Genomic DNA, 23,482 nt, shown 5'->3' on the forward strand with positions numbered 1-23,482 from the left:
TCCAGGTCGGGGTGAAGTCCTTTTTTTATGCTCAGAAAACCTTGTTGCTCAAGGGTTTAGATTTATGCAAAAGGCTCTAACACTTATGAAATGATTGAATTCACTATATTTGTGCATTTCGTTCTGTTTTTAAACAAAACTGCCATAGTATCCTGAGGATACTGTTCAGAAATAACTTCTTTAACCTCGTGATAGTACTTATATGTATAATCATAAATCAGTTCCTCCTTAATTACAGCCTTAAAGTTGAAATTTACCTCCTTTAATTTGGATGCATCAATGGCTTTAAATACAAGCATTGATATTATCCTGTTTCCATGAACGGCTACTCCATATTCTCTGCCCGACTTAGGTATCTGGGATAAAATTTTTGCAAGGGCATTATCAATCATTCTTTGAACTTGCACACAACGCCAAGTATAAAACCCAGTAATTCCTCGATTAAAAATTTGTTTGTAATATCCCTTTTCAATATCCTCCCAAAGTTTACTTATTTTACTCTTCAATTGTACAACAACATTTACACTATCTAACGCGCAAGCCAAAGCGGTAGTGCTTTCTGTTAAATCAAATGAATTAGTACCTTTCTCTAAGACCTCAGATCGAAGGATATGATATGTAATCCCATCTATTGCCAACTCTGTTTTTATTCTGCTTTGTTCAGGATCAAGAGAGACAAAATCTCTGTTATCTATTTTATTTTGTTTATTATTACTTTTTGTTATTTGCTCACCGAAATCATCTTCAGTATCACCAACCGATATAATTCTTATCGGAATGTATACTTGGTCTAATCTATCTTTTGTTTTCTCACCGTATTTGCCAAGTGTACCAACAGTCTGTGCTCCATTAACAATACTTATATCCTCACATACAAATTGACCAACATCTCTGTCAGAGCCACCGAGCATTGTTTTTTCTGCTTTTTTACATATTAGTGTAATACCATTATTGTAATACCAAAATTTATCAGGCTCTCTTTCTATTGTTTTACGAATTTCCTCATTTACATCTGTATCACCCAAAATTCCACGAATATTTTTATTAAAGAGCCTAGATCTGTAATCCTCCCACCATTTTGCTACTTCTAGTCCATTTACTTGTCCGTAATAGGCTAGTCTTGGTTCTTGAATTCTTCCCCAAGATTTAATACTTATTGTAAGATTGATGGGCTCACCTGATAATCCTACAGCTAACGAAGAATGTAGAGCTTTTTGGTTTAATACATTTAAGAAGACTAATTCACTGGTGTCATTAATCTCCTCTAAAAAATCATTTAGTGTTCTTCGAGAATGTTCTGATAACTCATTAGAACCAGTGTAGCAAAGTACCAGTTGATAAGTGGTTTTAGAGTCGCATACAGCTTTTGTAATTGTCTCTTCAAACCTCCTTACTTTCTCATTAAATCTATCAAAAGATAAATCAAAAAGGTCTTTTACTCCGTCAACGAACTTCTTAATGTCACCTGATTCCGGTTCCCCTCTGCCGTTATGTATCCATTTAGATTGTACAAGGTACAGCACTTTGTTTCTTTCGTCATAATATACCGCATCTATACCATTATCATCCGATCCGTCCGTAATAGTTTTTGCAGCAAGATCTGATTCAATTTGTGAGCAATGTTGAAGTGAATATGCTGCAAGAGATCTAGTAAGTAAATAGTTAAGCTTATGTTCATCTGTTGCATTAGCAACGTCTCTCAAATCTATTAAATCTCCATATAAATCTAATACCTTGCTTCTGATTTGGTTTACATGTAACATACTCATATGTAACTTCCTCCATTCTTAATTCGCAAAGATATGCTTCAACATATCATTAGGAAAATCCTTCAAAAATATCCGTCACTTATGATACGGCTCCCCCCGACTAATCCGAAACCCCCGATAAACCTGCTCCAACAGCACCAGCCTCACCAACTGATGCGGAAACGTCATCTTCGAAAAAGACAACAGCGCATCCGCCCGCTTCAGCACCGTGTCTGCCAACCCGAGCGATCCGCCGATCACGAATGCCACCTGGCTGCGCCCGTGCAGCGCCAGCCTGTCCAGTTCTGCTGACAGTTTCTCCGATGACCACATCTGCCCCTCGATCGCCAGTGCGATCACATACTGGTCCTGTTTGATCTGCGCGAGGATGCGCTCGCCTTCCTTGCGCTTTACCTGCTCCATTTCGGCCGCGCTCATTTCTTCCGGGGCTTTTTCGTCGTTGACCTCGATTACTTGCAGCTTGCAGTAGGCAGACAGGCGCTTGCTGTACTCGTTGATGCCCTCGCGCAAATACTTTTCTTTCAGCTTGCCTACGGTGATAATCGAAATTTGCACGTTCGTCTACATTCCTTTCTCTTTCAAAAGCGCAATCTGGCCTGGCTCGCCGCATACCCGGCAGCGCTTGTCGGCTGCGCTGTCGTCGATCGCCTGTGCCGGATACGTGTCCGGTGCCGTCTCGAAGTCGTTCACGTAGTCATCCAGTTCCTGCTCCAGATGCTCCATGCAGGAAAAACGCACCGGATATCCCGCTTGCAGCTCCACTTCCTTGCCCTCTATGCGAATGCTTTCCATCATCTTGTCCATCTCCATTGCCCTCTTTTCCGCGCATTTTCATGTCGCTTCCTATTCTACCCCAGAACGACAGCAAAACAAATCCATGACGTGCTGATTTGCTGCTCTAAGCTAAGCTGACTCTTCACCCCAGTCTCCACACAAAAAAAGAAAGCGCCGATCTCAGCTCGACGCTCTACAAAGAAGGGATCTATTTTACAAATAGATAGAGGGGGGAACTACTTATATGCAAACGGGACAAAATCGTCCCGGAATTGCTGTCAGTTGTTGCTGGCGAGACGCTCCGGTTTGGCAACAGGCTTCCAGAAGACTTCTGCCTTCCGTCTTTCACCAGCCACCAGAGCGCCGCCAAGCTCGATCTTTACTCACGGAGCGGACTTGCATTCACAGCCCTTATTCATGCTTCATGCCATGCCATGTCCGCATCTCCATCTATGGAAACTCTATGAAAGGAAGCGCAACGCCATAGCAACAACGCAACGCTTGCCATCCATAAGCTTAATCGACCACAAAAGCCTTACTATTGTTACTCACAATATCACGTCAACTCATCACTGCGGTGTTTTCGTCAGCTTGACAGTAGCCGTCTTCTTGAAGCCGTCACGGTAGTACGTAATCACAACCGTGTCGCCCGGCTTTTTGTTCAAGGTCAGGAACTTGCGCAGTTGAGCGCCGTTGGCAATGTCCTTGTTGTCCATTTTGACGATGACGTCGTATTGTCTCAGGCCGACTTCGCCCGCTGGGGAGAATTTGCCGACTTCGCCTTGGATGACGACCCCTGCTTTTACTTCATCCGGCAGGTTCAAGGTTTCTTTCCAATGCACGCGCGGCACGTTGGTCAGGTCGAATGGCTGTACGCCGAGGTAAGCGCGTTCCAGCTTGCCTTTTTCCATCAACTCGCTGACGATGACTTTCACGTCATTGATCGGCAGGGCAAAACCAAGACCTTCTACACCGGCTTTGGAGATTTTCAGCGTATTGATCCCGATGACCTGTCCTTGAATGTTGACGAGTGCGCCACCGCTGTTGCCCGGGTTGATCGCTGCGTCCGTTTGCAAAACATCCAGCTCCCAGTCGTCCTGGCCGTCTTCGTTAAAGTCCATCGGCATGGAGCGCTCCAGAGAACTGATGATGCCCTGTGTCACCGTGCGGGAAAACTTCATGCCCAGAGGGTTCCCGATGGCGATCGCCGGCTCGCCTACTTGCAGCGTGGAGGAGTCCCCCAGCTCGGCAACGGCGGTTACCTTGGAGCCGTCGATTTCCAGGACGGCGAGGTCGGCGTACGGGTCAGCACCCAAAACCTTCGCGTCCACCTTTTCCCCTGTCGGCAAGGCGATTTCCAGCTTCTGCGCCTGGTCGATGACGTGGTAGTTGGTGATGATGTGGGCTTTGCCGCCCTTTTTCTCGAAAATGACGCCAGAACCTTCACCCTGCTCGACATCTTGCGTATTGCTGAACCAATTGCTGCGGGCACGGCCGATATTGATGACGCCGACAACCGCGTTCTCCACTTTTTTCACTGCGTTTACTGTACCGGTTTCTACCTTTACAGATACAGGCGTGGCAAACAGGTTGGCCGCGGGATTGCTCATGACGTTTGACGCTCCTGGCTTGACCATATTGATATATCCGGAGTTGGAGAGAGTCGGCAGCATGAGCAGGACGACCATTCCCCCAATCACCGCCGACGTTACGGACGTCAAGACAGTGCGACCGATAGAACCGCTTCGTTTTTTCCGCTCCACGTGAGTCAAATCATCGTAAAACCCCATGATTCACACTCTCCTTCTTCCTCTACTAATACTAGGGTTACAGGTTTTTCATTCTCCTATACCCCTGTGTCAGCCGATTGCATGTATGAGTTCGTTGCTGTCTGTTCCTTTTGACACCTTTAGTATACGTCCTGGTTTCGGCAAAATCGCGTGAGAAATATGGAAAGGTTGTGGAATGAAAAAAGCAAAAAGCCCTCGGAATATTTCACCGAGAGCGCGGATATGATAGATTAAAAGCTTTTTCCGACACCAGCTAAAAGAAAGGGTTGATAGAGTATGAAAGAAGTACAGCTCATCGCCAAGCTCGCCGATCTGCAGGAAACGGATTACCACAATACGCTTGTCCTGCATGCCCTGATCGACCTCCTCGTTGCAAAAGGACTGCTGACGCATGACGAGCTGACAGCCAAAGCAAAGGAGCTCGACAGCCAGCTCAGCTTTCAGCTCGATACGATGGTCAAGCTCTCCGATGCGATCAGCCGCCGCCAGACCCGGATCGAACCGCTCCTATAGCTCTTCCAGCTTGGTCGGGCGGTCCGGGTATGTATCGCGCAAATGCACGTCATCCCCGACGGTCAGCCCCTTTTCTTCCAAAATGTTTTTCACCGTCAGTCGGGCCAGGTCGATCATGTTGTTTTCCTTGCTCAAATGGGCCAAATACACGCGCTCTGCTCCGCCCGTCAAACACTCGGTCAAAGCGTCGCCTGCCGCCTCGTTCGACAAGTGGCCCACGTCGCTTAAAATGCGCCGTTTAATGCTCCACGGATACTGCGACATACGCAGCAGCTCGACATCGTGATTGGACTCGAATACATACGCGTCCGCACCGCGAATCGTCTCCTTGATCCGGTCGCTGACATAGCCCAGGTCTGTTGCCACACTGAGCTTTTTCTTGCCGTGATAAAAGCAAAAGCCCATCGGCTCCGCCGCATCGTGCGAGATGCCGAACGACTCGATGCCCAAGTCCTCCAGCTCCCGCTTCTCCCCTACGGCAAACAGGCGCTTTTGCTCTTCCTTGATCGCGCCAATCTGTCCGTTCAGCTCCGCCCACGTTTTTTCATTGGCGTAAATCGGCAAATCGTATCGCCGCGCCATGACGCCGACCCCTTTAATATGGTCGACGTGCTCGTGGGTGACGAGGATCGCGCTCAAGTCGGCAGGATTGACGCCGATTGTTTGCAGCGCGGCCTCTGCCTGCTTGCCTGTAATCCCCACATCGATCAGCACGGAAACACGGTCTGTCGCCACGTAGATGGCATTGCCTGTGCTCCCGCTTGCCAACACACTAAATCTCACCGAACATCCCTCTTCCCGTCGCTTTCCCTGGCTGTCTATTGTTCATCGCTGCGTGACCATCGCCCGCTCCAAAGCCCCGGTGAACGCGTTGACAAAATGCTGCTTGCCATCGTGGACGACCCGCCATACCGGAGCCAGCGCCTGAATATCCGCATCGTATGAACCGTAATAGCCCAGGCTTACATTCTCAATCCGTTCACCCGGCTGGATAATTTGCTTCTCGACCAGCGAGAGCAGCGCCTTGTAGCCGGAGATGACCTGCCGCCCGCCTTTTTGTTCCCGCACGTGGAAAAACGTTTGCCGATAGCCCAAAATCGCTCCGTTTTCCAAATACACTTCCAAAGGGGCGACGAAGATCGGCATTTTTTCGTGAACCTGCCAGTACAGCAGCCGTGATTGATTCGACTGGTACGAATCCGGCCCGTACTGCTCGGCGTACATCAGCCTTGGCCCGATCTGACGCAGCAGCTCATTCGGCGTCAGTTGGCCGCGAATCTGAATCGGCGGATCCAGCCTTGCCGCAAGCGACATTTTCTCCACCGTAGCCTGAATGCCAGGCAGCTCAAGCAAGTTAATCGGACTGATTCCGACGTATTCCGCATCGAGATAAGCCATCTCCGGAGTTTCTTGCGGAACCTCTGTGTCCAGGGCAATATTTTGCTGATTCAGATACAGCTCCATATTCCACTTTTCTCCCTGCGCCACTTCCTTGTCATTCCAGAGGCTGATGCGCGTCACGTACACCTGATAGAAAAGAAACAGATCGAGCAGAAGAAAGGCCCAGATCAGAATGGTCTTCGTTCTACTCCAATCCATGCGCCCCTCCTCCTCCCTGCTTCACTCGCGCGAGAATGTACAGATTCCCCTGATTCGCCAGCTCGACGATCCAGGTCGGAACCAGATCGACGTATCCGTCTCCTATGACCGTTTGATAGGCGAGGTAGGCATTTGTGATTTGTTCCGTATCGGCCAGCTTTTTGTCCCGGATCAGCTTGTACAGCTCCGGCCCCGACATGATCGTCTGCTCGTTGTTGCCGATGTATTTATCCAGATCGAGCAGGGAACGGCTCATCGTTACAACCTGTCCCGCTTCCGATGTAATCTGGATCGTATCAATCTGGATCGGCTCACTTGTGCTCACCAGAGGATACGCCCCGACATACTGGCGGAAGGTGATTAAATCTTTTTCATTGTAGCTTTTCTTGATTCGTTCAAAATGAAAATCGTCCAGCCAACCGAGATGCTTGTTGATAAACGTAACCGCACTCTGGACTTTTTCCTCGTCAGACAGCTCCTGCGCCCGCTGCTGGTAAGCTGGGTCTGTGAAGGTGATCGCCTGCTGCTCTGCCCTCAACTGGATGGATCTGCTGCCGTCTGTGAAAATGACTGTTTTGTCCCGCTCCATGATTTGTCTGACCAGCGACTGGTCGATAAAATACGCCTCCATCAGCCGCTCGTTGGTGACAGGCACATAGCTGTAGCGGAACTGCTGCATCCGCATCTGGTTTTTCGGCAAGTAATACATGCTCCAGATCGGCGCCGGGCCTTCGAGTACCGAATAAGTCCGCTCCGGCCTGACGACCTTCATGATTTGCTCCGGCATAGAACTGCCGGAAGCCAAGTACGACTCCCGCAAATCTTTTGGGCTGATCGAAGTACGCGAACGCATCATGCGACCTTCCTCTGTCGAGAGAAACAGCGCATAGACGACGTCCTCGTCTTTTTCGTAGTACAGCCACAAGCGGTCAATGCCCTTGATGCCGCTGTCATACTCGTCGCGAAACGTGACCAGTCGCGATACGATCGACAGCGGTACTGTACTGCGAAACCGGACCTCCAGCCCCAACTTTTCCCGGGCAATTTCCCCCCACTTTTCATTGGACAGCGCAAACGGGGAGAAATCGAGGAAAATCCATTTCGACATCTCGCTTACGATCAGGCTGTAAGGCGCATCTGTCGCTACTGCACGCGTATGGCGCTCTTCCCCGTAATCAAACACGACCGACTCCGGGGTCACCAATTGCTCCAGCGTCTTTTCCTTAACCGGTTTGGACTCTGTGTATTGTGCGGGCTCGATGAACTGCAAATTGGGCTGGTTCGACCACAGCATAGCTGTCAGGCAAAAGCTGGCCACGACCAGCAGGATCAGCAAGACGGTCTTGGCAGGCTCCAGCATCCGCTTCATCCCGCATTACCTCCTTGGGCAAATGGGACCCAGAACGTCACCGTCGTCCCCACGTTCCATTCGCTGGTAATCTCGATATCTGCGCCGTGAGCCTGAACCAGTTCGCGGGCGATAGCCAGTCCCAAACCTGTGCCGCCTTGTCCACGCGAGCGCGCTTTGTCTACCCGGTAAAACCGTTCAAAAATTCGCTTCAAATCACGGGCCGGTATCCCGATCCCTGTATCGCTAATCGAGATTTGCACCCGCTTCTGACTGCGGTTTTCTTTGGCGGACAGCACGACCGTGCCGCCTTGGGACGTATATTTGATCGCATTGGACAGCAAATTGTCCAGCACCTGGTTGATCGCATCCAAATCAATGTACACAGGCGGCAACTTGTTTGGCACATCAACAGTAAGCTGTACCTCCTGCTGCTCGCTGAACATGGAAAAGCGATCGGCCGCATAGCGCAAAAGCCGGCTGATGTCCGCCTCCTTGCAGTGCAGACGCACGCCCTGCGAATCGAAGCGGCTAAGCTGCAGCAAGTCATTGACCAGGCGAATCATCCGCTCTGTCTCGGACATGGTCACCTTCAAAAAGCGATTGGACAGCTCCGGCTCATCTACTGCACCGTCCAGCAAGGCTTCCACGTAGCTTTTGATCGTCGTCAGCGGAGTGCGCAGCTCATGCGAGACATTGGCGACAAACTCCCTGCGCTGCTGCTCCAGTCGCTGCTGCTCGGTTACATCCGCGACTACCGCGATGATCCCGCCCTTTTTTCCGCTGTCGTGCTGCAAAGGCGTAAACGTCACGCGCAAAATGACTTCTTCCTGATTCGGGAGGCGCATTTCAATAAACAGCGGCTCCTCCTGCGCGTACAAAGACATCTCTTCCTCGGGAGGCAGGCTGAGCAGATCGGCCAGCGTCCTTTTTTTTCGCAAAACATCTGCCATGCGCACTTGCAGCATCTCTTCCGCTGCGCGGTTGAACAAAATAATCTGCCCGTTGCGATTGGCCGCGATCACGCCGTCCGTCATGTTGCTCAAAATACCCGCGAGCTTTTCCCGTTCTTCCTCCTGCTGCAAAATCGCTTCCTGCAGCCGCAGCGTCATGTGGTTAAAGGCCATTCCCAGTTGGCCGATCTCGTCGTCGCTGTACACCCGCACGCTGCTGTTGAAATCGCCGTCGGCAACGAGCCTTGCCTGTTTGGTCATTTCCTTGATCGGCTTGGTAATCGTTCGCGCGAGCACGACCCCCAGGCCCGCCGTAATGACGAGCGCAAACATCGTGCCCGTCGCCAAAATCCCGTTCATTTTACGAATCGTCGTGTAGGTGCCTTCCATCGAAGCCATCATGTAGACTGCGCCATAGACGATCTGGTCGCCTTTTACGGGCAGCACCAGCACCTTTACCCTTGCTCCGGTGCGCGGGTCAATCCGCATCGACTCACTGCGCGTTCCGAGCAAAGCTACTGTGACCTCCGGCTGCGAGGTGCGCTGACCAATCGTGCTCTTGTCCTCTGTCGTGCTGACCACTGTTCCGGTCTGGTCGATGACCTGCACATTGGCGCCGTTTATTTTCACCAGGTTGTTAATGAGGTTGTCGATGTCCTGGCGGTTTTGCTCCGCGCTCGGCTCTTTCCCGTCGCGCGGCCGCAGATCGCTCTCCAGCAAACTCGCCAAAAGGCTCGCCTGGGCATTGAGCGCCTCTGAAAAGTTATTGATGTAATAGCTCTCCACTTCCCTGGCAAAATAAGCGCCGATGAACTGCATGGCGAGCAGAATCAGCAGCATGTAGATGACGACCATTTTCCACTGGATCGTTTTGAACAGCCGCCTCATCATCCAGGCGTGCCTCCCACCCCGGGATTGCGCATGGTGTAGCCTAATCCGCGCCGCGTAATAATGTACTTCGGCTGGCTCGGGTCGTCCTCGATCTTTTCGCGCAAGCGGCGGATCGTGACGTCCACCGTCCGTACATCGCCAAAATAGTCGAAGCCCCACACCGACTGAAGCAGGTGCTCCCGCGTCAAAACTTGTCCCTGATGACGGGCCAAGTACATCAGCAGCTCAAACTCGCGGTGCGTCAGATCCAGCGGTTCTCCCGCCTTCTCCACCGTGTACGAGTTCAAATCAATTTCCAGCTCGTGCACACGCAGCAGATGCTGGCTGTCTTTTTCCTCGGCTCTTGGGCGGTGGCGGCGCAAATGCGCTTTGACCCGCGCCACCAGCTCACGGGTACTGAAAGGCTTGGTCACGTAATCATCCGCTCCCAGCTCCAGCCCCAGCACTTTATCCAGCTCCGAGTCCTTTGCCGTCAGCATGATGATCGGCACGTCGTGCGTTTGCCGGACAGCCCGACAGACGTCCATTCCGTCCCTGCCCGGCAGCATGACATCGAGCAAAATCAAATCCGGCCGCTCATCCTGAACGACAACAAGCGCTTCGTCGCCATCGTAGGCGCACACGACCTGATACCCTTCTTTTTCAAACGTGAACTTCAATATATCTGCAATCGGCTTTTCATCGTCTACCACGAGGAGTTTTGCCATCCCGCTCCCTCCTTTTCTCTATAAGGATTCCACTTCGAACATCGCTATTCCTCTACAATACACCATGTCCACCCGGCATAGAAGCCCCTGCCAGCCACTCCCTGCCTTTCGCATCGTCAAAGTGCCGACATAGCAAAAAGGGCTCCTCCAAAGAGTCGCCCTTTTCTATCCAAAAATTACATGTCTATTTTAAGAAACGCATCGGGTTCTGAACTCGTCCATTTTGATGAACCTCAAAATGGAGATGGACACCGGTAGAGTCTCCGGTCGAACCTTTTACGCCAATTTTCTTCCCTTGTTCAACTACATCGCCGACCTTCACGCTGATCGTGCTCAAGTGGCCATACAGCGTTTCCATCCCGTTTCCATGGTCGATGATGATCGCTTTTCCGTAATCGCCGTCCCAGCCCGCGAATTTGACGCGGCCGTTGTCTGCCGCCATGACAGACCCTGATCCGGCAATGTCGATTCCTTTGTGCAGTCGGCCCCAGCGAGAGCCGAATCCGCTGCTGATATATCCGCTTGCAGGCCAGCTCAGACGGCCTGTCCCACGCGAAGGAATAACCTTTGTTCCGCGCTCCATGATTTTTGCGACTGGCTGTGCAATGACTTCTTGTTTGACAACCTTGCGCTCGACAACTTGTCCATTTTCTTTCACGACTTCATACTGAACGAGCTTCGTACCGTTTTTGCCTTCTTGAACAACTTTTGTTTCCCCTTTGGGAAGCTTGTCATTGTTGTTGATCTGGGTAGGGAATGCAATGACTTCTTGCTGCGAAACGTCTTCCTTCACCCGTACCGTAACCAACGGGCGAATCGCTGTGACGTTGATTTCCTGTCCTAGCTGCAAAAGCGTGTTTTCCGTAATGCCAGGGTTATTGGCATAAATGTCTTTTGTGGTAATTCCGTACTTTTTGGCAATACAGCCGATGCAATCGCCCTCAACTACCGTGTGCTTCAGTTCCTTGAAGGTGCCCTTGACCAAAAGCTCTTCGACTTTTTCGGCAGGCAAAATTTGAGCTGCAGGTACTGTTTCCGTCTGCAACTCTACGTTTTCTTTGAAAGTCACTTCTTTTACCGGGGTTGCCTTCATCTCCGCCATGGACGCCGCCGCTACTGCGGCTTTTTTGCCAGTGAGAATAGGCACGCCGGAATATTTTTGCTTCACTTCGGCCAGCACTTCTTCAGCCGATTGCTGATCGGGCAAGTAGCCGACCACTTTGCCGTCGATCACCAGCTTCACTGCCTGAACCTTGATGTCTGCCACGGAAGCCAGCGCTTTGACTGCGGCATCGTTGTCAAAAGGAGCCTTGAACTGGCGCTCTTCCTTGAAGGTGATGTAATCCGCCAGCGTCAGATTCAGCCCTTTTTTGGCTTTTTCTTCTGCCAGCTTTGCTGCCGTCCAATCCTGAATGACCTTAGGATCGTTCACCACACCGATTTCCTGTCCGTTTACGATGACGTGATAGACCGATGTGACATTGCTCGTATAGTAATATTGCGCCGAAGCTCCGGCGGCCACCGTCACCAGCAATCCCGCTGCGATGGAAACCGTTTGCTTTTTATGTCCCTGGATGTACGAGCTTGTACGTTTCATTGCACGTTTCGCCAGATCGCTGCAATCCCGAACGATGCGTTCGGACCGTTCCTGCAGCTTGGCCTTCCACTCAGACCATTGCATAACTTGTCCCTCCTGAAAACAGATACAGCTATCTCGTTCCATTTCCTGAAAATTTTAAATATACCGACTAGGTCATATATCCCAATATTTAGTTACCAATTATCTGCCAAAATGCCTAAAGAAACCAACTATGTCGACTTTACCATAAATTTCACGACAACATCAAGTGTAAATTGCTGTCGAATAAAAAATATGACGAAGCGTCACCATATGGACATACAATTGGGGGTTTTTTTCATTACTGGGAGGCTGATTACGTGAAAGAACGCAACATTTTGGCTGGATTCCATACCGAGGATGAGGCGAAACAGGCAGAAAATGCGCTTCGACAAGCCGGCTTTACGACCATTCAAATCGACAAAATCGGCCAATTTCCAGGGGACGGATTAGAACAGATCACCACCCCGCTCTCCGGCGATTTTCCGGGGGTAGGGGTGCTGACACTGGCTGGCGATTTTCCAAGCGGGCCGGATGCACGCATCCTGGCAGCGGCGAATCCGGATGCCAGCGGGCTGTCCGATCGCGGTGACGATAATCTGACCCGTACGGTGCTGCTGACTGCAGTCGTTGCGGAAGAACGGGGGGACGAAGCGATCGCCATCATCCGCTCTCATGGCGGCCTGATCTGAAATGTGAAACACAATAAACAGCCATCTTTCCCTTTTTGGAGGAAAGATGGCTTATTTCGTCTCAGGCATCCAGGCTTACACCTCTTGCATTGATGTCACGTCTTTCAGGGCGAGTCTGCGAATCGTCGTTTTCTCTGCGTCGTTTTGCTGCTTGTAAGTGGTGATGAAGCAAAGGTAACCGTTGTTGAAATGAGTCATGGTCCCCTTGATAACGACGCCGTTAATCATTTTCACCTGTACGTTTTTCCCCAGCAGCTTCTTGGCTTTTTGGTCAAACCCCATCATCACGATCACCTCTCCATTTCTCCTTATGTCTAACCTTATGCCCAGAGGGTGCCGTTTCTTGTCTGTCCGTAAAAAAAGGAAAAGCTGCCGAATTATCGACAGCTTTTTTCATACGGCTTGCCCATGAAAATGGTCAGGCCGACTTTTCTGCTACGACGTTGGAACTAGGCTTATCCCCAGATGCCGCGCACAACAACGGTTTGCTCGCGATCTGGCCCTACGGAGAAGATCGACATTGGGATACCTGTCAGTTGTGTGATGCGCTCGATGTAGTGGCGAGCGTTTTCTGGCAGGTCGTTCAGATTGCGAACACCGGTGATGTCCTCGGTCCAGCCTGGCAGTTCTTCGTAAACAGGCTCGCATTTTGCCAGCAGGTTGAGGTTTGCCGGGAACGATTCAATGATTTCGCCATTGTATTTATACGCTGTGCAAATGCGCAGAGTCTCAACACCAGAGAGCGTATCCAGCTTGGTGATAGCCAGACCAGTGATACCGCTCACGCGACGGGCATGACGAACGACTACGCTGTCAAACCAGCCTACGCGGCGGGCACGGCCGGTTGTCGTACCGTACTCGAAGCCAACCTCGCGGATGTGATCGCCAGTAGCGTCAGTCAGCTCAGTCAGGAACGGACCGTCACCTACGCGAGTGGTGTACGCCTTCGCTACACCGATTACTTGATTGATTTTGGTTGGTCCCACGCCGGAACCGATAGTCACGCCACCCGCAATCGGGTTGGAGGAGGTGACATAAGGATACGTCCCTTGGTCGATGTCGAGCAGTACGCCTTGGGCCCCTTCAAAAAGAACACGGTTTCCGTTGTCAATCGCATCGTTGAGCACAACAGATGTGTCGGTTACGTATGGACGAATGATTTCTGCCAGAGCGAGGTACTCATCCAGCACTTCTTGCAGGTCAAAGCCAGTCGTATTGTACATTTTCTCCAGCAGCATGTTTTTCTCTGCCAGGTTGCGTTCCAGCTTGCGGGCAAACTCATCGCGATCCAATAGATCGGCAATGCGGATGCCGATGCGAGCTGCTTTGTCCATGTATGCCGGGCCGATCCCTTTGCGGGTCGTACCGATTTTATTTGCACCGCGGCTGTCTTCTTCCACGCCATCCAGCTTGATGTGGTACGGCATGATGACATGCGCGCGATCGCTGATTTTCAGATTGCTAGTGGAAAAACCGAAGCTGTGAATGTACTCCAGCTCTTTTACCAATGCCTTCGGATCGATTACCATACCGTTTCCGATTACGCAGGTCTTGTCAGTATAGAAAATTCCGGATGGAATCAGGTGCAGCTTATATTTGTTACCATCAAAAATAATGGTATGGCCGGCGTTGTTACCCCCTTGGTAACGTGCCACTACCTCTGCGCTTTCAGCCAAATAGTCTGTAATTTTACCTTTACCTTCATCGCCCCACTGGGTTCCGACGACAACGACTGTTGACATCGAAAAACACCTCCTGATATCATCATGTCCTTTTGGGCCTGAAACAATCTAAGTGTACTAAACCATTTCTTGCATGTCAACGGAAAATACGAACATTTAAATAGTGCAAAGATTATATGTTCGGCAATTCAAGCAAGAAAAAAAAGCCGGAATTGCTCCGGCTTTTTCTCCATTTGCTCTATTATCCAGCCTGATTTCGAAAGCGCTGATCCAAGCTTACGAATTTGTTAAATTCTTTGAGGAATGCCAGCTCTACCGTCCCGGTCGGGCCGTTTCGCTGTTTGGCGATGATGACCTCGATGACGTTTTTGTTTTCCGTTTCCTTGTCGTAGTAGTCATCACGGTACAGGAACGCAACGATATCGGCGTCCTGCTCGATCGAACCGGACTCGCGGATGTCGGACATCATCGGGCGCTTGTCCTGCCGCTGCTCTACGCCACGGCTCAACTGGGACAAAGCGATTACGGGAACATTCAGCTCACGGGCGATTCCTTTGAGCGTACGGGAGATTTCCGATACTTCCTGCTGGCGGTTGTCTCCCTTGCCGCGGCCGTGAATCAATTGCAGGTAGTCGATGAGAATCATGCCCAGGCCGCGTTCAGCCTGCAATCTGCGGCATTTTGCGCGAATGTCCTGCACGGTTACGCCTGGCGTATCATCAATAAAAATCGGTGCCTTCGCCAACGTACCAATCGCCATCGTCAGCTTCTGCCAGTCGTCTTCCTCCAGCGTACCGGAACGCATCCGCGAGGCGTCCAGATTGCCCTCGGCACAGATCATACGCTGTACCAACTGGGAAGCGCCCATCTCCAGAGAGAAGATGGCGACAGTCTCTCCAGCTCGTGCAGCGACGTTTTGCGCGACATTCAAGGCAAAAGCCGTCTTCCCGACAGAGGGACGGGCTGCCAGAATGATGAGGTCGCTGCGCTGAAATCCGGCTGTCATTTTATCCAAATCGGTATATCCGGAAGGAATCCCGGTAATGTCTCCACGCCGTTGACTCAAAAACTCGATCCGTTCATACGTTTCCAGAAGCGCGTCACGGATTGGTGTAAAACCGCCGCTGTTGCGGTTTTGCCCGATCTCCATGATGTACTTCTCGGCATCCGCAATGATCTCCGTTACGTCGTCCTCGCGGGAGTAACCGTCGTTCGCAATTTTTGTTGCCGTATGAATCAAGCGCCGTAGCAGCGCTTTTTCTTCTACAATTTTGGCGTAGTATTCGATATTGGCCGCGGTCGGAACCGAGCTGGCGATTTCGGTTAAATACGTGACGCCGCCGACTTCATCTAACAGCTTGTGGTCCTGCAGCTCAGCGGTTACGGTAACCAGATCGACTGGCTCGCCCTTTTCGTACAGGTCCACCATGGTTTGAAAGATGCGCTGATGCGCTGTCTTGTAAAAATCCTCCGGACGGAGAATCTCAATGGCCGTGATTAAAGCTTCCTTAGACAAGAACACGGCACCCAGCACTGATTGTTCCGCTTCCTTGTTCTGCGGCGGCACACGATCCAAAAACAGGTCGCTCACGTCACACCCTCCAGGATTGCGTCATTATTCTTCTACCACGTGAACTTTGAGTGTCGCAGTTACTTCGTTGTGCAGCTTGACTTTGATTTGCGTTACGCCAAGCGCGCGGATGGCGTCCATCTCCAGCTTGCGTTTGTCCAGCTTGATTTTGAACTGCTCTTCCAGCGCTTGTGCCACTTGTTTGCTCGAAATTGCGCCAAACAGTCGTCCGCCCTCGCCGGCTTTTCCTGTTACTTTTACTGTCAGCTCGCTCAGCTTCGCGCCCAGCGCTTGTGCTTCCAGCTTTTCCTGCTCCTTGCGCTTCTCTTCGCTGCGCTTTTGCGCATCCAGCGTTTTTACGTTGCTATCTGTAGCTTCCTTCGCCAGCTTGCGCGGCAGCAGGAAGTTGCGTACGTAGCCTTCAGACAGGTCTTTGATTTCGCCTTTTTTGCCTTGGCCTTTTACATCTTGAAGAAAAATGACTTTCATCATCGTTTCCCCCTTTTCAAATTGGCCTACACGACCGAATCAATCGCTTCTTTCAAACGTCGAGTCGCTTCCTTCACGGAAATGCCCTGAATTTGCGTGGCGGCTCCTGTCAGGTGTCCGCCACCGCCCAAGAGCTCCATGATCGCTTGCACGTTGATGTCGCCCAAAGAGCGTCCGCTAATCAGGATCGTATCGTCTCCCCGCTCGGCAATGACAAAAGATGCCTGGATGCCCGAGAGCGTAAGCAACTGCTCGGCCGCCTGGGCCACCTGGACTTGCGTGTAGTTCTCGGTAGGATCCCCAATGGCAATCGCCATATTATCTCTGTACGTTTCCGTGTTCATAATGATGCGTGCCCGCTTCACATACTGCGTCAAATCTTCCTTCAGCAAACGTTGAACAGCAGCCGTATCGGCCCCGTTGCGCCGCAGGAAGGACGCCGCTTCAAACGTGCGCGAGCCTGTACGGAACGCAAAGCTTTTCGTGTCTACCACAATCCCTGCCAACAGTGCGGTGGCAATCAGATTGTCGATATTCAAGCGCTCGCTCTGATATTGCAAAAGCTCTGTGACCAGCTCAGATGTCGAAGACGCATACGGTTCGAGGTACAACAGAACCGGCTCGATAAACTCTTCGGAGCGTCGATGGTGGTCAATGACGACGATCCGGCTTGTCTCACCGAGCAACTTCGGCTCAATGACCAGCGAAGGACGGTGCGTATCGACAACCACGAGCAACGTGCGGCCCGTCACCAGTCTGATCGCCTGCTCCGGCGTAATAAATGTTTCAGCCAATTCCTCATTGGCGTAAATCTCCCGCATCAAGCGTTCGACAGAGTTGTTGCCTTCATCCATGACGATATAGGCTGCCTTGTTGTGCAACTGCACGGCCTTCAATACACCAAGCGAAGCACCGATGGAGTCCATATCTGGCTGTTTGTGGCCCATTACGATCACATGCTCAGCCTCGTGGATCAAATCGCGCAGCGCATGGGCGATCACCCGTGCCCGAACGCGCGTCCGTTTTTCTACCGCATTTGATTTGCCACCGTAGAAGGTGAGCTTGTTACCGATCTTGATCGCGCACTGGTCGCCACCGCGGCCCAGCGCAATGTCCAAGCTCGATTGGGCCATTTGCCCCAGCTCGATGTACGTCGTCGCCGCTGCCCCAACCCCGATACTGAGCGTAATCGGAATTTTGTTGTCAGCCGTCATTTCCCGAACCACATCGAGAATGTCAAAACGCGTTTCTTCCAATTTATCAAGGGCTTCCCGTTCCATCAGCGCCAAAAATTTGTCAGCCGTGATTCGGCGAAGGTATATGCCATGTTTGTTGGCCCACTCTGTAATCACACCAGCCACGCTTGTCGACAAAAGCGTACGGCTCTGATCGTCCATGACTTGTCCAACCTCGTCCAGGTTGTCGAGGTGAATAATGGCGAGAGCAGCCTTTTCGCGATGGTAACGCGTCGTCAATTCTTTGAAGTCCGTAATGTCCTTGAAATACAAAAGACGCTCATCGGACCGAACCATGACTTCGTAAACCCGCTCATTGTAAGTAAATTCGAGCCGTTTTTGTTCCGGCTTCCACACGAGTTGGGGGAATACCTCTTGAAGGCTCTTCCCGATCATCGACTCATCCCCGGACATATGTGTCATGAACGGGTTGACCCACTCGATTGCCTTTTCCTCGTTGTATAAGAGAATTCCGATCGGCAGCTCCTGAATAACGCCTTCTCCGGCTTTTTTCACGCGGTGAGTAACTGTCGCCAAATACAGGCGCAAGTCCCGCTGAAATCCTTTTTCTGCTTGAAGGGCGTATAGAACCAGGCCAATCAAGCAAACAATGCCGATCGCCCCGTACATCCAATGGTGCAGGGTCAAAATCCCCAACAACAGCAAGCTAAAGCTGAGTGCCAGGACCATGTGCATCCCGTACCAACGCTTTAACAGGAATTTGGGCATCTCCTCAGCCCCTCTTCACTCTTGTTTCCAGTTTTTCACGCAAACGAAGCCCTAAGTCAAATATCCCTACCAGACTAAGTATAGTGCTTAAGAACGGAAAAATAAATAGACAGACAACAAGCACTGGAGTCAATCTCTTCCACCCGTACAGGTACGCTGCAAACAGGCAGAAGCTCAAACCTTGGAGTGTAAAAATCCCGTCCAGCATGACTTTTACGTTCATGATGGCGGTCTCCCAGAACGTTCCCTGCATGCTGCCGCCAAACACCAGAATGCTAATCATTGCGAGGAAATAATAGTACAGCAAAGATCGCGGGAAACTCCACTCCCGGATTGGCTTCAACGCCGGAATCGGCTTTTTGATCCGTTTTCCAATCAGGCTGGCCAATCCATGTGTGATCGCGCTGGAGATAAAGCTGAACATCACGATGCTCGTAGGCAGCACCATTTTGATAAGAGCAACCGTCTGGTCAAATTGCTCTTTTGTCACGAAGGAAGGGCGCATTTGAGCGGTCTGTTCCAGCATGGTCTGGAAATTCAGGTTCATTCCAAATGCCATGAAGGCAAGCCCGAAAACGGTGCTGAGAAACACAACACCAGCTCCGGCTACAATCGCCGGAAGTGCCTTCCCTCTTTTCGCATAAACAATTCCCATGGCAGAGCCCCAAACCGCTCCGCTCAAGGCGATCGCAGCAGCGATCGGTCCTGCGATGATCCAGCCAAGGAACGTGTACACGACAGAGATCCACACCATAATCGACACGTTGCGGCTTACGGCCAGGAAAATAAACGGCAGCGGTAAAAGGAAACTGACCAGTGCTCCCAGTACGGTATATGTACTAAGGAACAACAGTACCAGTGCAATACCCAGCATCAGGGCATTTTCAGCCAATTGCTTCGTTTTGGAAGGCATGTCAGCACCTCATTTGCGAGTAGCGAAAAATATGGAAAAAAGAGGGCCACGCAATTGTGTCCCCCTTTTTATCGCTTGTGTAAATTATTCAGCCGTGTAAGGCAGCAGTGCTACTTGACGAGCGCGTTTGATCGCAATTGTCAAAGCACGTTGATACTTCGCAGAAGTACCAGTTACACGACGTGGCAAGATTTTGCCGCGTTCGCTGATGAATTTTTTGAGCAAGTCTACATCTTTATAGTCGATGTGCTTGATTTTGTTCACTTTAAAGAAGCATACTTTACGACGCTTATTAGGACGTCCTTTGCGTGCCATGATAGTCCCTCCTTCTTAGGAATGTGAAAGTTTTACGATTCTTAGAACGGCAGTATTGAAGAACGTACACTGTGTAATTCCCCGATACCCCTTGTTCTAATTGAGTTTTTATTGATTACACACACGTCGCTGTGTAAATCGTGAATTCACTTTTCTTAAATTACCACAAATACATCTAAAAATCAAATGTTTAATCGGGCCACGTTCCGCCTCGATAATTGTACGTACTTATACAACCTCCTCGGTGTATATACTAATGGTGGGGTACAGTCCCCTCCTTGCATTTAGAGCAAATAGGCTACCACGATTGTTAGTTATGGTAGTCTATTTGTCTCTCCAGAACTAAACAGGCAGAAATTTAAACGTTCCCAGACGAAAGATGTATATGTAATTTTTGTACTAAGCCCTCGTTGTCCTGTTATTTTTCATACTATACGCTAACTTTCCGTAGACGGTTTCCTGTTTTTCATCCTCTCCTTCAGCGATACTTTAATGCGATAAAAGCTGTCGGCGCCAGCGCCTTGGTAGCCTGTACGAGAAGTGATACAGCGACTCTAATGGTATCCTTCGCATATGCGGGTGGCGGCATCGGTTAGTTCGTCGTCGGTATGAGCGGCCGACAGAGAAAAGTGGACTGCGCGCCGTCCCGGCGGGCAAGCCGGTTATCAATCATACCACGCCCTGGCCAAAGAAGGCTTTGAACACGTCGCAAAAAATACGAATTAGCCGCGAGATGAAGGACGAAGTGTACAATCTGCTTTTTCCTAGCACCAAAATCCCTAATCAGATAGGCGAAAAAAATCCCCCGCCTATGAAGGCAGGATCCTCATTCAATTTACTCTGGACATTTGGAAAAATTCGCTGAACCATATCGCTAAATTCTTCGAAAAATCCGCTAAACGGGTCTTCCTTGCTCAACATCCCTCACGTATCGGTTCACGTGTTCCACAAAATCGGGGTTCGTGGTACATACACATTTTTAATGGTCAGATCCTCGCCTCTTGCTGGGCAATTCGGCATGGTTCAACAATTCAAGTTTCACGGGAGTGAAATTCCTTTTTGCAACCAGAAAAGCGATGGACAAATGTCCGCCGCTAAAAGCTTACCCTGTTTTCTTTGCAAATAGTCGCAAATGCCGCGCAAGAGGCAGCATGCCGAACGTGACTTGCACCTCTGCCTCGCCCAGCGCCTTCAGCATCCCGGGCAAACCAGCGCGCCTTGGCTTGGATGGTTTTGGGGTATACGCATCGTCAAGTGAAAAAACGACCGCCTTCTTTTTAAAGAAAGCGATCGTTTTTTCACTTGCTGTTTTATTGATACTGCCGTGGCTGCAAATTCTGATTCTGCCAGCTCTGAGCCATTGGCCAGCCCGCACTCTGCACGACGGCTTGTTGTTGCGCTGTTTGTTGAAGCTGAGAACAAATTTGCATCGCCTGCTGCATCTGCTGTATGGCAGTTTGATGTCCTTGCAGAACAGATTGAATGGTTTGAACCGCTTGACGTTCTTTCTGGGCCAGCTGATCCAGTTGGGCGGCGTTTTGCTGCTCCTGTTGCAACATTTGCTGATACATGTTGCTCGATTGCTGCGTTTGCTGGATCAACTGTTGAATAATCTGCGCGCATTGGCTTGCTTGCTGTGAAAGGTTTTGTTGATACACGATCATTGACCTCCTTCAATATGGTAGGACTTCGTCCCCCAAAGGTTATTTTGTGCAAGCGCCCATTTTTCATGTAACGCCTATATTGTGATCTCACACTTCATTTTAATGAAACTGCACATCAATTTGCCGTTGGGTATCGGCTTTTAATTTCGGCATTCGAACTTCAAGGACACCGCTGCGATACGTTGCTGTCGTTCCTTCCGTTTGAACGCGTGATGGCAAAGACACCGACCGTTGGAATCGTCCGACAAACCGTTCTTTGCGGTGTATTTGTTCCTGTTTCACTTCATTCGCTTGCTTTATGGTCCCACTAATTGTAAGCATGTTTTCATCCACATCGATATGAAGGTCTTCTTTTTTATCCAAACCAGGGATTTCACAAGAAGCAATCACTTCATGTTCATTCTCAAATACATCAATACGAGGGGTTGCAAATCCTAGACGCGCGCCGATTTCCGGAAGACCTTCGTTAAAAATTTTTTCCAAATCCCTTCTCCATAGATCGGTATTGCGAAACGAATCCCAAGGAATGAGCGGCATGTAATTTCCTCCATTGTCATCATTTTTTCAAGCTTTATTTTGTACTCTTCGGGAAATATTATTCTTTGCTACCCTGCATTGTTGAATTGAAATATGCTTTTTTGGGTCGCGACTCCCGGCAAGAGCCCCTGAAAAAATTGTTGAGAGTTTGTTTAGCGCAATGTTACCGACACATTTAAACTGTTCCCTTAAATGCGGGTAATTGAACAATAACGTTTGTGCCTAGATCAGAGCTATCGATTTTCAAAGAGCCTCCCATTTTTTCGATCATAACTTGACTAAAACTGAGCCCAAATCCAATGGCGTCCTGTTTACTTGTAATAAACGGTAGGATGATTCGGGACTGCAGATCTTCTGGAATTCCTGCTCCTTGATCGCGAACAATGATGTGGATGTGATTATCCGTAATGTTAATTCGGAGCGTTAAGACAGAACCTGGGGGACTTGCATCTAATGCATTGTTAATGATTTCTTGCAGCGCCGCTCGCAGCAACTTGGGGTGTCCAAACACAAAACCGTTTTGCTCCGGAAATTCCAGAGCGAAACGTACTGTTTTCTCCAATGCTTGGACCTGTATATCTGGAATCCATTCTTGCATAAATGAAAGAAGAGAAATAGGAACAAATTTCCATTCGAAAGGTTTTCCAAAGAGCAAAAATCGCTGCAACGCTTTGTCGATCGTCTGAATTTGCTCATCAAGCAGTTTAAAGTATCCGGCCAATTTCTGATGAGGTGGAGATGCCGCGAATTGTAAAACGGAAACATGATCCTTCAAACTTTTTTCCAGAAGTTGAAGCGTCCCTTTGATTACCGTTAAAGGATTTAGAATGATATTGGCTGTGCCCGCCGCCATATGCACAATGGTTTCCCTTCTTTCTTTCTCGCATTGTATTTTCACGTACTGTTGAAAATCTTGGATATCGGCCATCAGAACAAAACATTCCCCTTTTAGCTGCGGGTATACATAGGTGATCATGGATCGTACTTTGCCATCTAACCTCTCTTGCACGAGTACTCCCGAGTAATTCTTTTTATCCTGCAGTACTTGCCCCACGATCGATTGTAATGCCGAGTGTTCAGGGAATTCTTCTCCGGAGGTTACTGTGTACCAGGTATTCATGGTTGTATTTAAAAATAAAATTTTGGCTTCTGAATCGACGATAGCCAGTCCAATATCCATTTGATCTGAATTCATGAGGAACTCTACGATTTGCCTCATCACCATTAACTTCCTTCCCGGCCACTTATCGTGTGCAGAACTACAGTAAAAAAGCCAGCTAATTTCTCGTCACGAAGTGGAACCCGATTTCTAAGATTATACCTATAAGCCGTTACAGAGCGATGGGAAAGGATACGGTAAAAGTTGTACCTTCGCCAACCTCGCTTGCAACCTCAATATTCGCATTGTGATACTCTGCAATCTGATAACAAATGGATAGCCCGAGACCTGTCCCTGTCTCTTTCTGTGTAAAAAAAGGTTGTCCGATCTTTTGCAACAATTCTTGCGGAATTCCAACCCCGTTATCCCTCATGCTTACTTTAACCCATTCATCGCATCGCATTTGTTCGATCCAGACAGTTCCCCCTTCAGGCATCGCTTCAATGGCATTCTTAATCGAGCACTTTGCATAATTCCATTTTCGAGAAAAAGACAACAGATTTATATGGCCTGTGGTTGGTTTCAATGTCGTGAT

The 23,482-nt window shown here is 49.8% G+C and carries 23 protein-coding genes; 2 read left to right on the forward strand and 21 right to left on the reverse strand.

What is annotated here, in order from left to right; all coding sequences use genetic code 11:
• Window positions 1–83: 83 nt before the first annotated feature.
• The 4 genes from AC3WJN_RS23020 to AC3WJN_RS23035 all read right to left on the reverse strand — a co-directional run bounded on the left by AC3WJN_RS23020 (window position 84) and on the right by AC3WJN_RS23035 (window position 4,333).
• Window positions 84–1,769 (reverse strand): AIPR family protein, encoded by a 1,686-nt coding sequence (locus AC3WJN_RS23020; protein WP_327953767.1) that lies wholly within the window; start codon window positions 1,767–1,769, stop codon window positions 84–86.
• 75 nt (window positions 1,770–1,844) lie between these two features.
• A complete protein-coding gene (gene rlmH / locus AC3WJN_RS23025) occupies window positions 1,845–2,324 on the reverse strand; it encodes a 23S rRNA (pseudouridine(1915)-N(3))-methyltransferase RlmH (protein ID WP_025846292.1) in 480 nt (159 codons plus the stop codon).
• Window positions 2,325–2,330: 6 nt separating this feature from the next.
• Window positions 2,331–2,573: a CxxH/CxxC protein gene (locus AC3WJN_RS23030; protein WP_007780439.1), complete on the reverse strand. Its 243-nt coding sequence runs from the start codon at window positions 2,571–2,573 to the stop codon at window positions 2,331–2,333.
• A gap of 539 nt (window positions 2,574–3,112) precedes the next feature.
• On the reverse strand, window positions 3,113–4,333 hold the full coding sequence (locus AC3WJN_RS23035; protein ID WP_005831709.1) for a S1C family serine protease: 1,221 nt from the start codon (window positions 4,331–4,333) through the stop codon (window positions 3,113–3,115).
• A gap of 276 nt (window positions 4,334–4,609) precedes the next feature.
• Here AC3WJN_RS23035 and AC3WJN_RS23040 point away from each other — a divergent pair, with 276 nt between their 5' ends.
• Complete coding sequence (locus tag AC3WJN_RS23040) at window positions 4,610–4,846, forward strand: hypothetical protein (protein WP_005831713.1); 237 nt, start codon at window positions 4,610–4,612, stop codon at window positions 4,844–4,846.
• On the opposite strand, the gene AC3WJN_RS23045 is transcribed toward AC3WJN_RS23040, so the two are convergent.
• The 6 genes from AC3WJN_RS23045 to AC3WJN_RS23070 all read right to left on the reverse strand — a co-directional run bounded on the left by AC3WJN_RS23045 (window position 4,841) and on the right by AC3WJN_RS23070 (window position 12,025).
• On the reverse strand, window positions 4,841–5,629 hold the full coding sequence (locus tag AC3WJN_RS23045) for an MBL fold metallo-hydrolase (RefSeq protein WP_007780446.1): 789 nt from the start codon (window positions 5,627–5,629) through the stop codon (window positions 4,841–4,843). The genes AC3WJN_RS23040 and AC3WJN_RS23045 overlap by 6 nt on opposite strands.
• 42 nt (window positions 5,630–5,671) lie before the next feature.
• Entirely contained in the window at window positions 5,672–6,445 is a 774-nt protein-coding gene (locus tag AC3WJN_RS23050) for a two-component system regulatory protein YycI (RefSeq protein ID WP_005831717.1), read from the reverse strand.
• Window positions 6,432–7,814 carry a YycH family regulatory protein gene (locus AC3WJN_RS23055; RefSeq protein WP_492329334.1) on the reverse strand — a complete coding sequence of 461 codons (1,383 nt, stop codon included), beginning with the start codon at window positions 7,812–7,814 and terminating at the stop codon, window positions 6,432–6,434. The genes AC3WJN_RS23050 and AC3WJN_RS23055 overlap by 14 nt, the downstream gene beginning before the upstream one ends.
• Window positions 7,811–9,634, reverse strand: a complete 1,824-nt coding sequence (gene walK / locus AC3WJN_RS23060; RefSeq protein ID WP_025846297.1) for a cell wall metabolism sensor histidine kinase WalK — start codon at window positions 9,632–9,634, stop codon at window positions 7,811–7,813. The genes AC3WJN_RS23055 and walK overlap by 4 nt, the downstream gene beginning before the upstream one ends.
• A complete protein-coding gene (gene yycF / locus AC3WJN_RS23065) occupies window positions 9,634–10,344 on the reverse strand; it encodes a response regulator YycF (protein WP_005831723.1) in 711 nt (236 codons plus the stop codon). The genes walK and yycF overlap by 1 nt, the downstream gene beginning before the upstream one ends.
• 184 nt (window positions 10,345–10,528) lie before the next feature.
• Window positions 10,529–12,025, reverse strand: coding sequence for a LysM peptidoglycan-binding domain-containing M23 family metallopeptidase (locus tag AC3WJN_RS23070; RefSeq protein ID WP_005831724.1), 1,497 nt, complete (start codon window positions 12,023–12,025; stop codon window positions 10,529–10,531).
• A gap of 257 nt (window positions 12,026–12,282) precedes the next feature.
• Between AC3WJN_RS23070 and AC3WJN_RS23075 the strand changes: the two genes are divergently transcribed.
• Window positions 12,283–12,654, forward strand: coding sequence for a hypothetical protein (locus AC3WJN_RS23075; RefSeq protein ID WP_005831726.1), 372 nt, complete (start codon window positions 12,283–12,285; stop codon window positions 12,652–12,654).
• A gap of 75 nt (window positions 12,655–12,729) precedes the next feature.
• On the opposite strand, the gene AC3WJN_RS23080 is transcribed toward AC3WJN_RS23075, so the two are convergent.
• From AC3WJN_RS23080 to AC3WJN_RS23130, 11 genes are all read right to left on the reverse strand, one after another.
• Complete coding sequence (locus AC3WJN_RS23080; RefSeq protein ID WP_007780462.1) at window positions 12,730–12,939, reverse strand: hypothetical protein; 210 nt, start codon at window positions 12,937–12,939, stop codon at window positions 12,730–12,732.
• Between the two features lie 170 nt (window positions 12,940–13,109).
• Window positions 13,110–14,396, reverse strand: a complete 1,287-nt coding sequence (locus tag AC3WJN_RS23085) for an adenylosuccinate synthase (RefSeq protein WP_005831731.1) — start codon at window positions 14,394–14,396, stop codon at window positions 13,110–13,112.
• A gap of 181 nt (window positions 14,397–14,577) precedes the next feature.
• A complete protein-coding gene (dnaB, locus tag AC3WJN_RS23090; protein WP_005831733.1) occupies window positions 14,578–15,927 on the reverse strand; it encodes a replicative DNA helicase in 1,350 nt (449 codons plus the stop codon).
• 24 nt (window positions 15,928–15,951) lie between these two features.
• Window positions 15,952–16,395 carry a 50S ribosomal protein L9 gene (rplI, locus tag AC3WJN_RS23095; protein ID WP_005831735.1) on the reverse strand — a complete coding sequence of 148 codons (444 nt, stop codon included), beginning with the start codon at window positions 16,393–16,395 and terminating at the stop codon, window positions 15,952–15,954.
• A gap of 26 nt (window positions 16,396–16,421) precedes the next feature.
• Window positions 16,422–18,359 (reverse strand): DHH family phosphoesterase, encoded by a 1,938-nt coding sequence (locus AC3WJN_RS23100; RefSeq protein ID WP_007780468.1) that lies wholly within the window; start codon window positions 18,357–18,359, stop codon window positions 16,422–16,424.
• A 4-nt stretch (window positions 18,360–18,363) separates the two neighbouring features.
• On the reverse strand, window positions 18,364–19,251 hold the full coding sequence (locus AC3WJN_RS23105) for a DUF2232 domain-containing protein (protein ID WP_242507439.1): 888 nt from the start codon (window positions 19,249–19,251) through the stop codon (window positions 18,364–18,366).
• A 105-nt stretch (window positions 19,252–19,356) separates the two neighbouring features.
• The gene (gene rpsR / locus AC3WJN_RS23110) at window positions 19,357–19,587 is read right to left on the reverse strand and encodes a 30S ribosomal protein S18 (RefSeq protein ID WP_005831740.1); all 231 of its coding nucleotides are present in this window, start codon (window positions 19,585–19,587) and stop codon (window positions 19,357–19,359) included.
• Window positions 19,588–20,897: 1,310 nt separating this feature from the next.
• Entirely contained in the window at window positions 20,898–21,245 is a 348-nt protein-coding gene (locus tag AC3WJN_RS23115) for a hypothetical protein (RefSeq protein ID WP_007780473.1), read from the reverse strand.
• 105 nt (window positions 21,246–21,350) lie between these two features.
• Window positions 21,351–21,788, reverse strand: coding sequence for an Hsp20/alpha crystallin family protein (locus tag AC3WJN_RS23120; RefSeq protein ID WP_005836070.1), 438 nt, complete (start codon window positions 21,786–21,788; stop codon window positions 21,351–21,353).
• Between the two features lie 175 nt (window positions 21,789–21,963).
• A complete protein-coding gene (locus tag AC3WJN_RS23125) occupies window positions 21,964–23,007 on the reverse strand; it encodes an ATP-binding protein (protein ID WP_005836072.1) in 1,044 nt (347 codons plus the stop codon).
• A gap of 112 nt (window positions 23,008–23,119) precedes the next feature.
• Window positions 23,120–23,482: ATP-binding protein (locus AC3WJN_RS23130; protein ID WP_492329335.1), on the reverse strand; the 363-nt coding region annotated here is incomplete at its 5' end.

The sequence above is a fragment of the Brevibacillus sp. FW306-2-1A-C05A genome, from assembly GCF_058781555.1.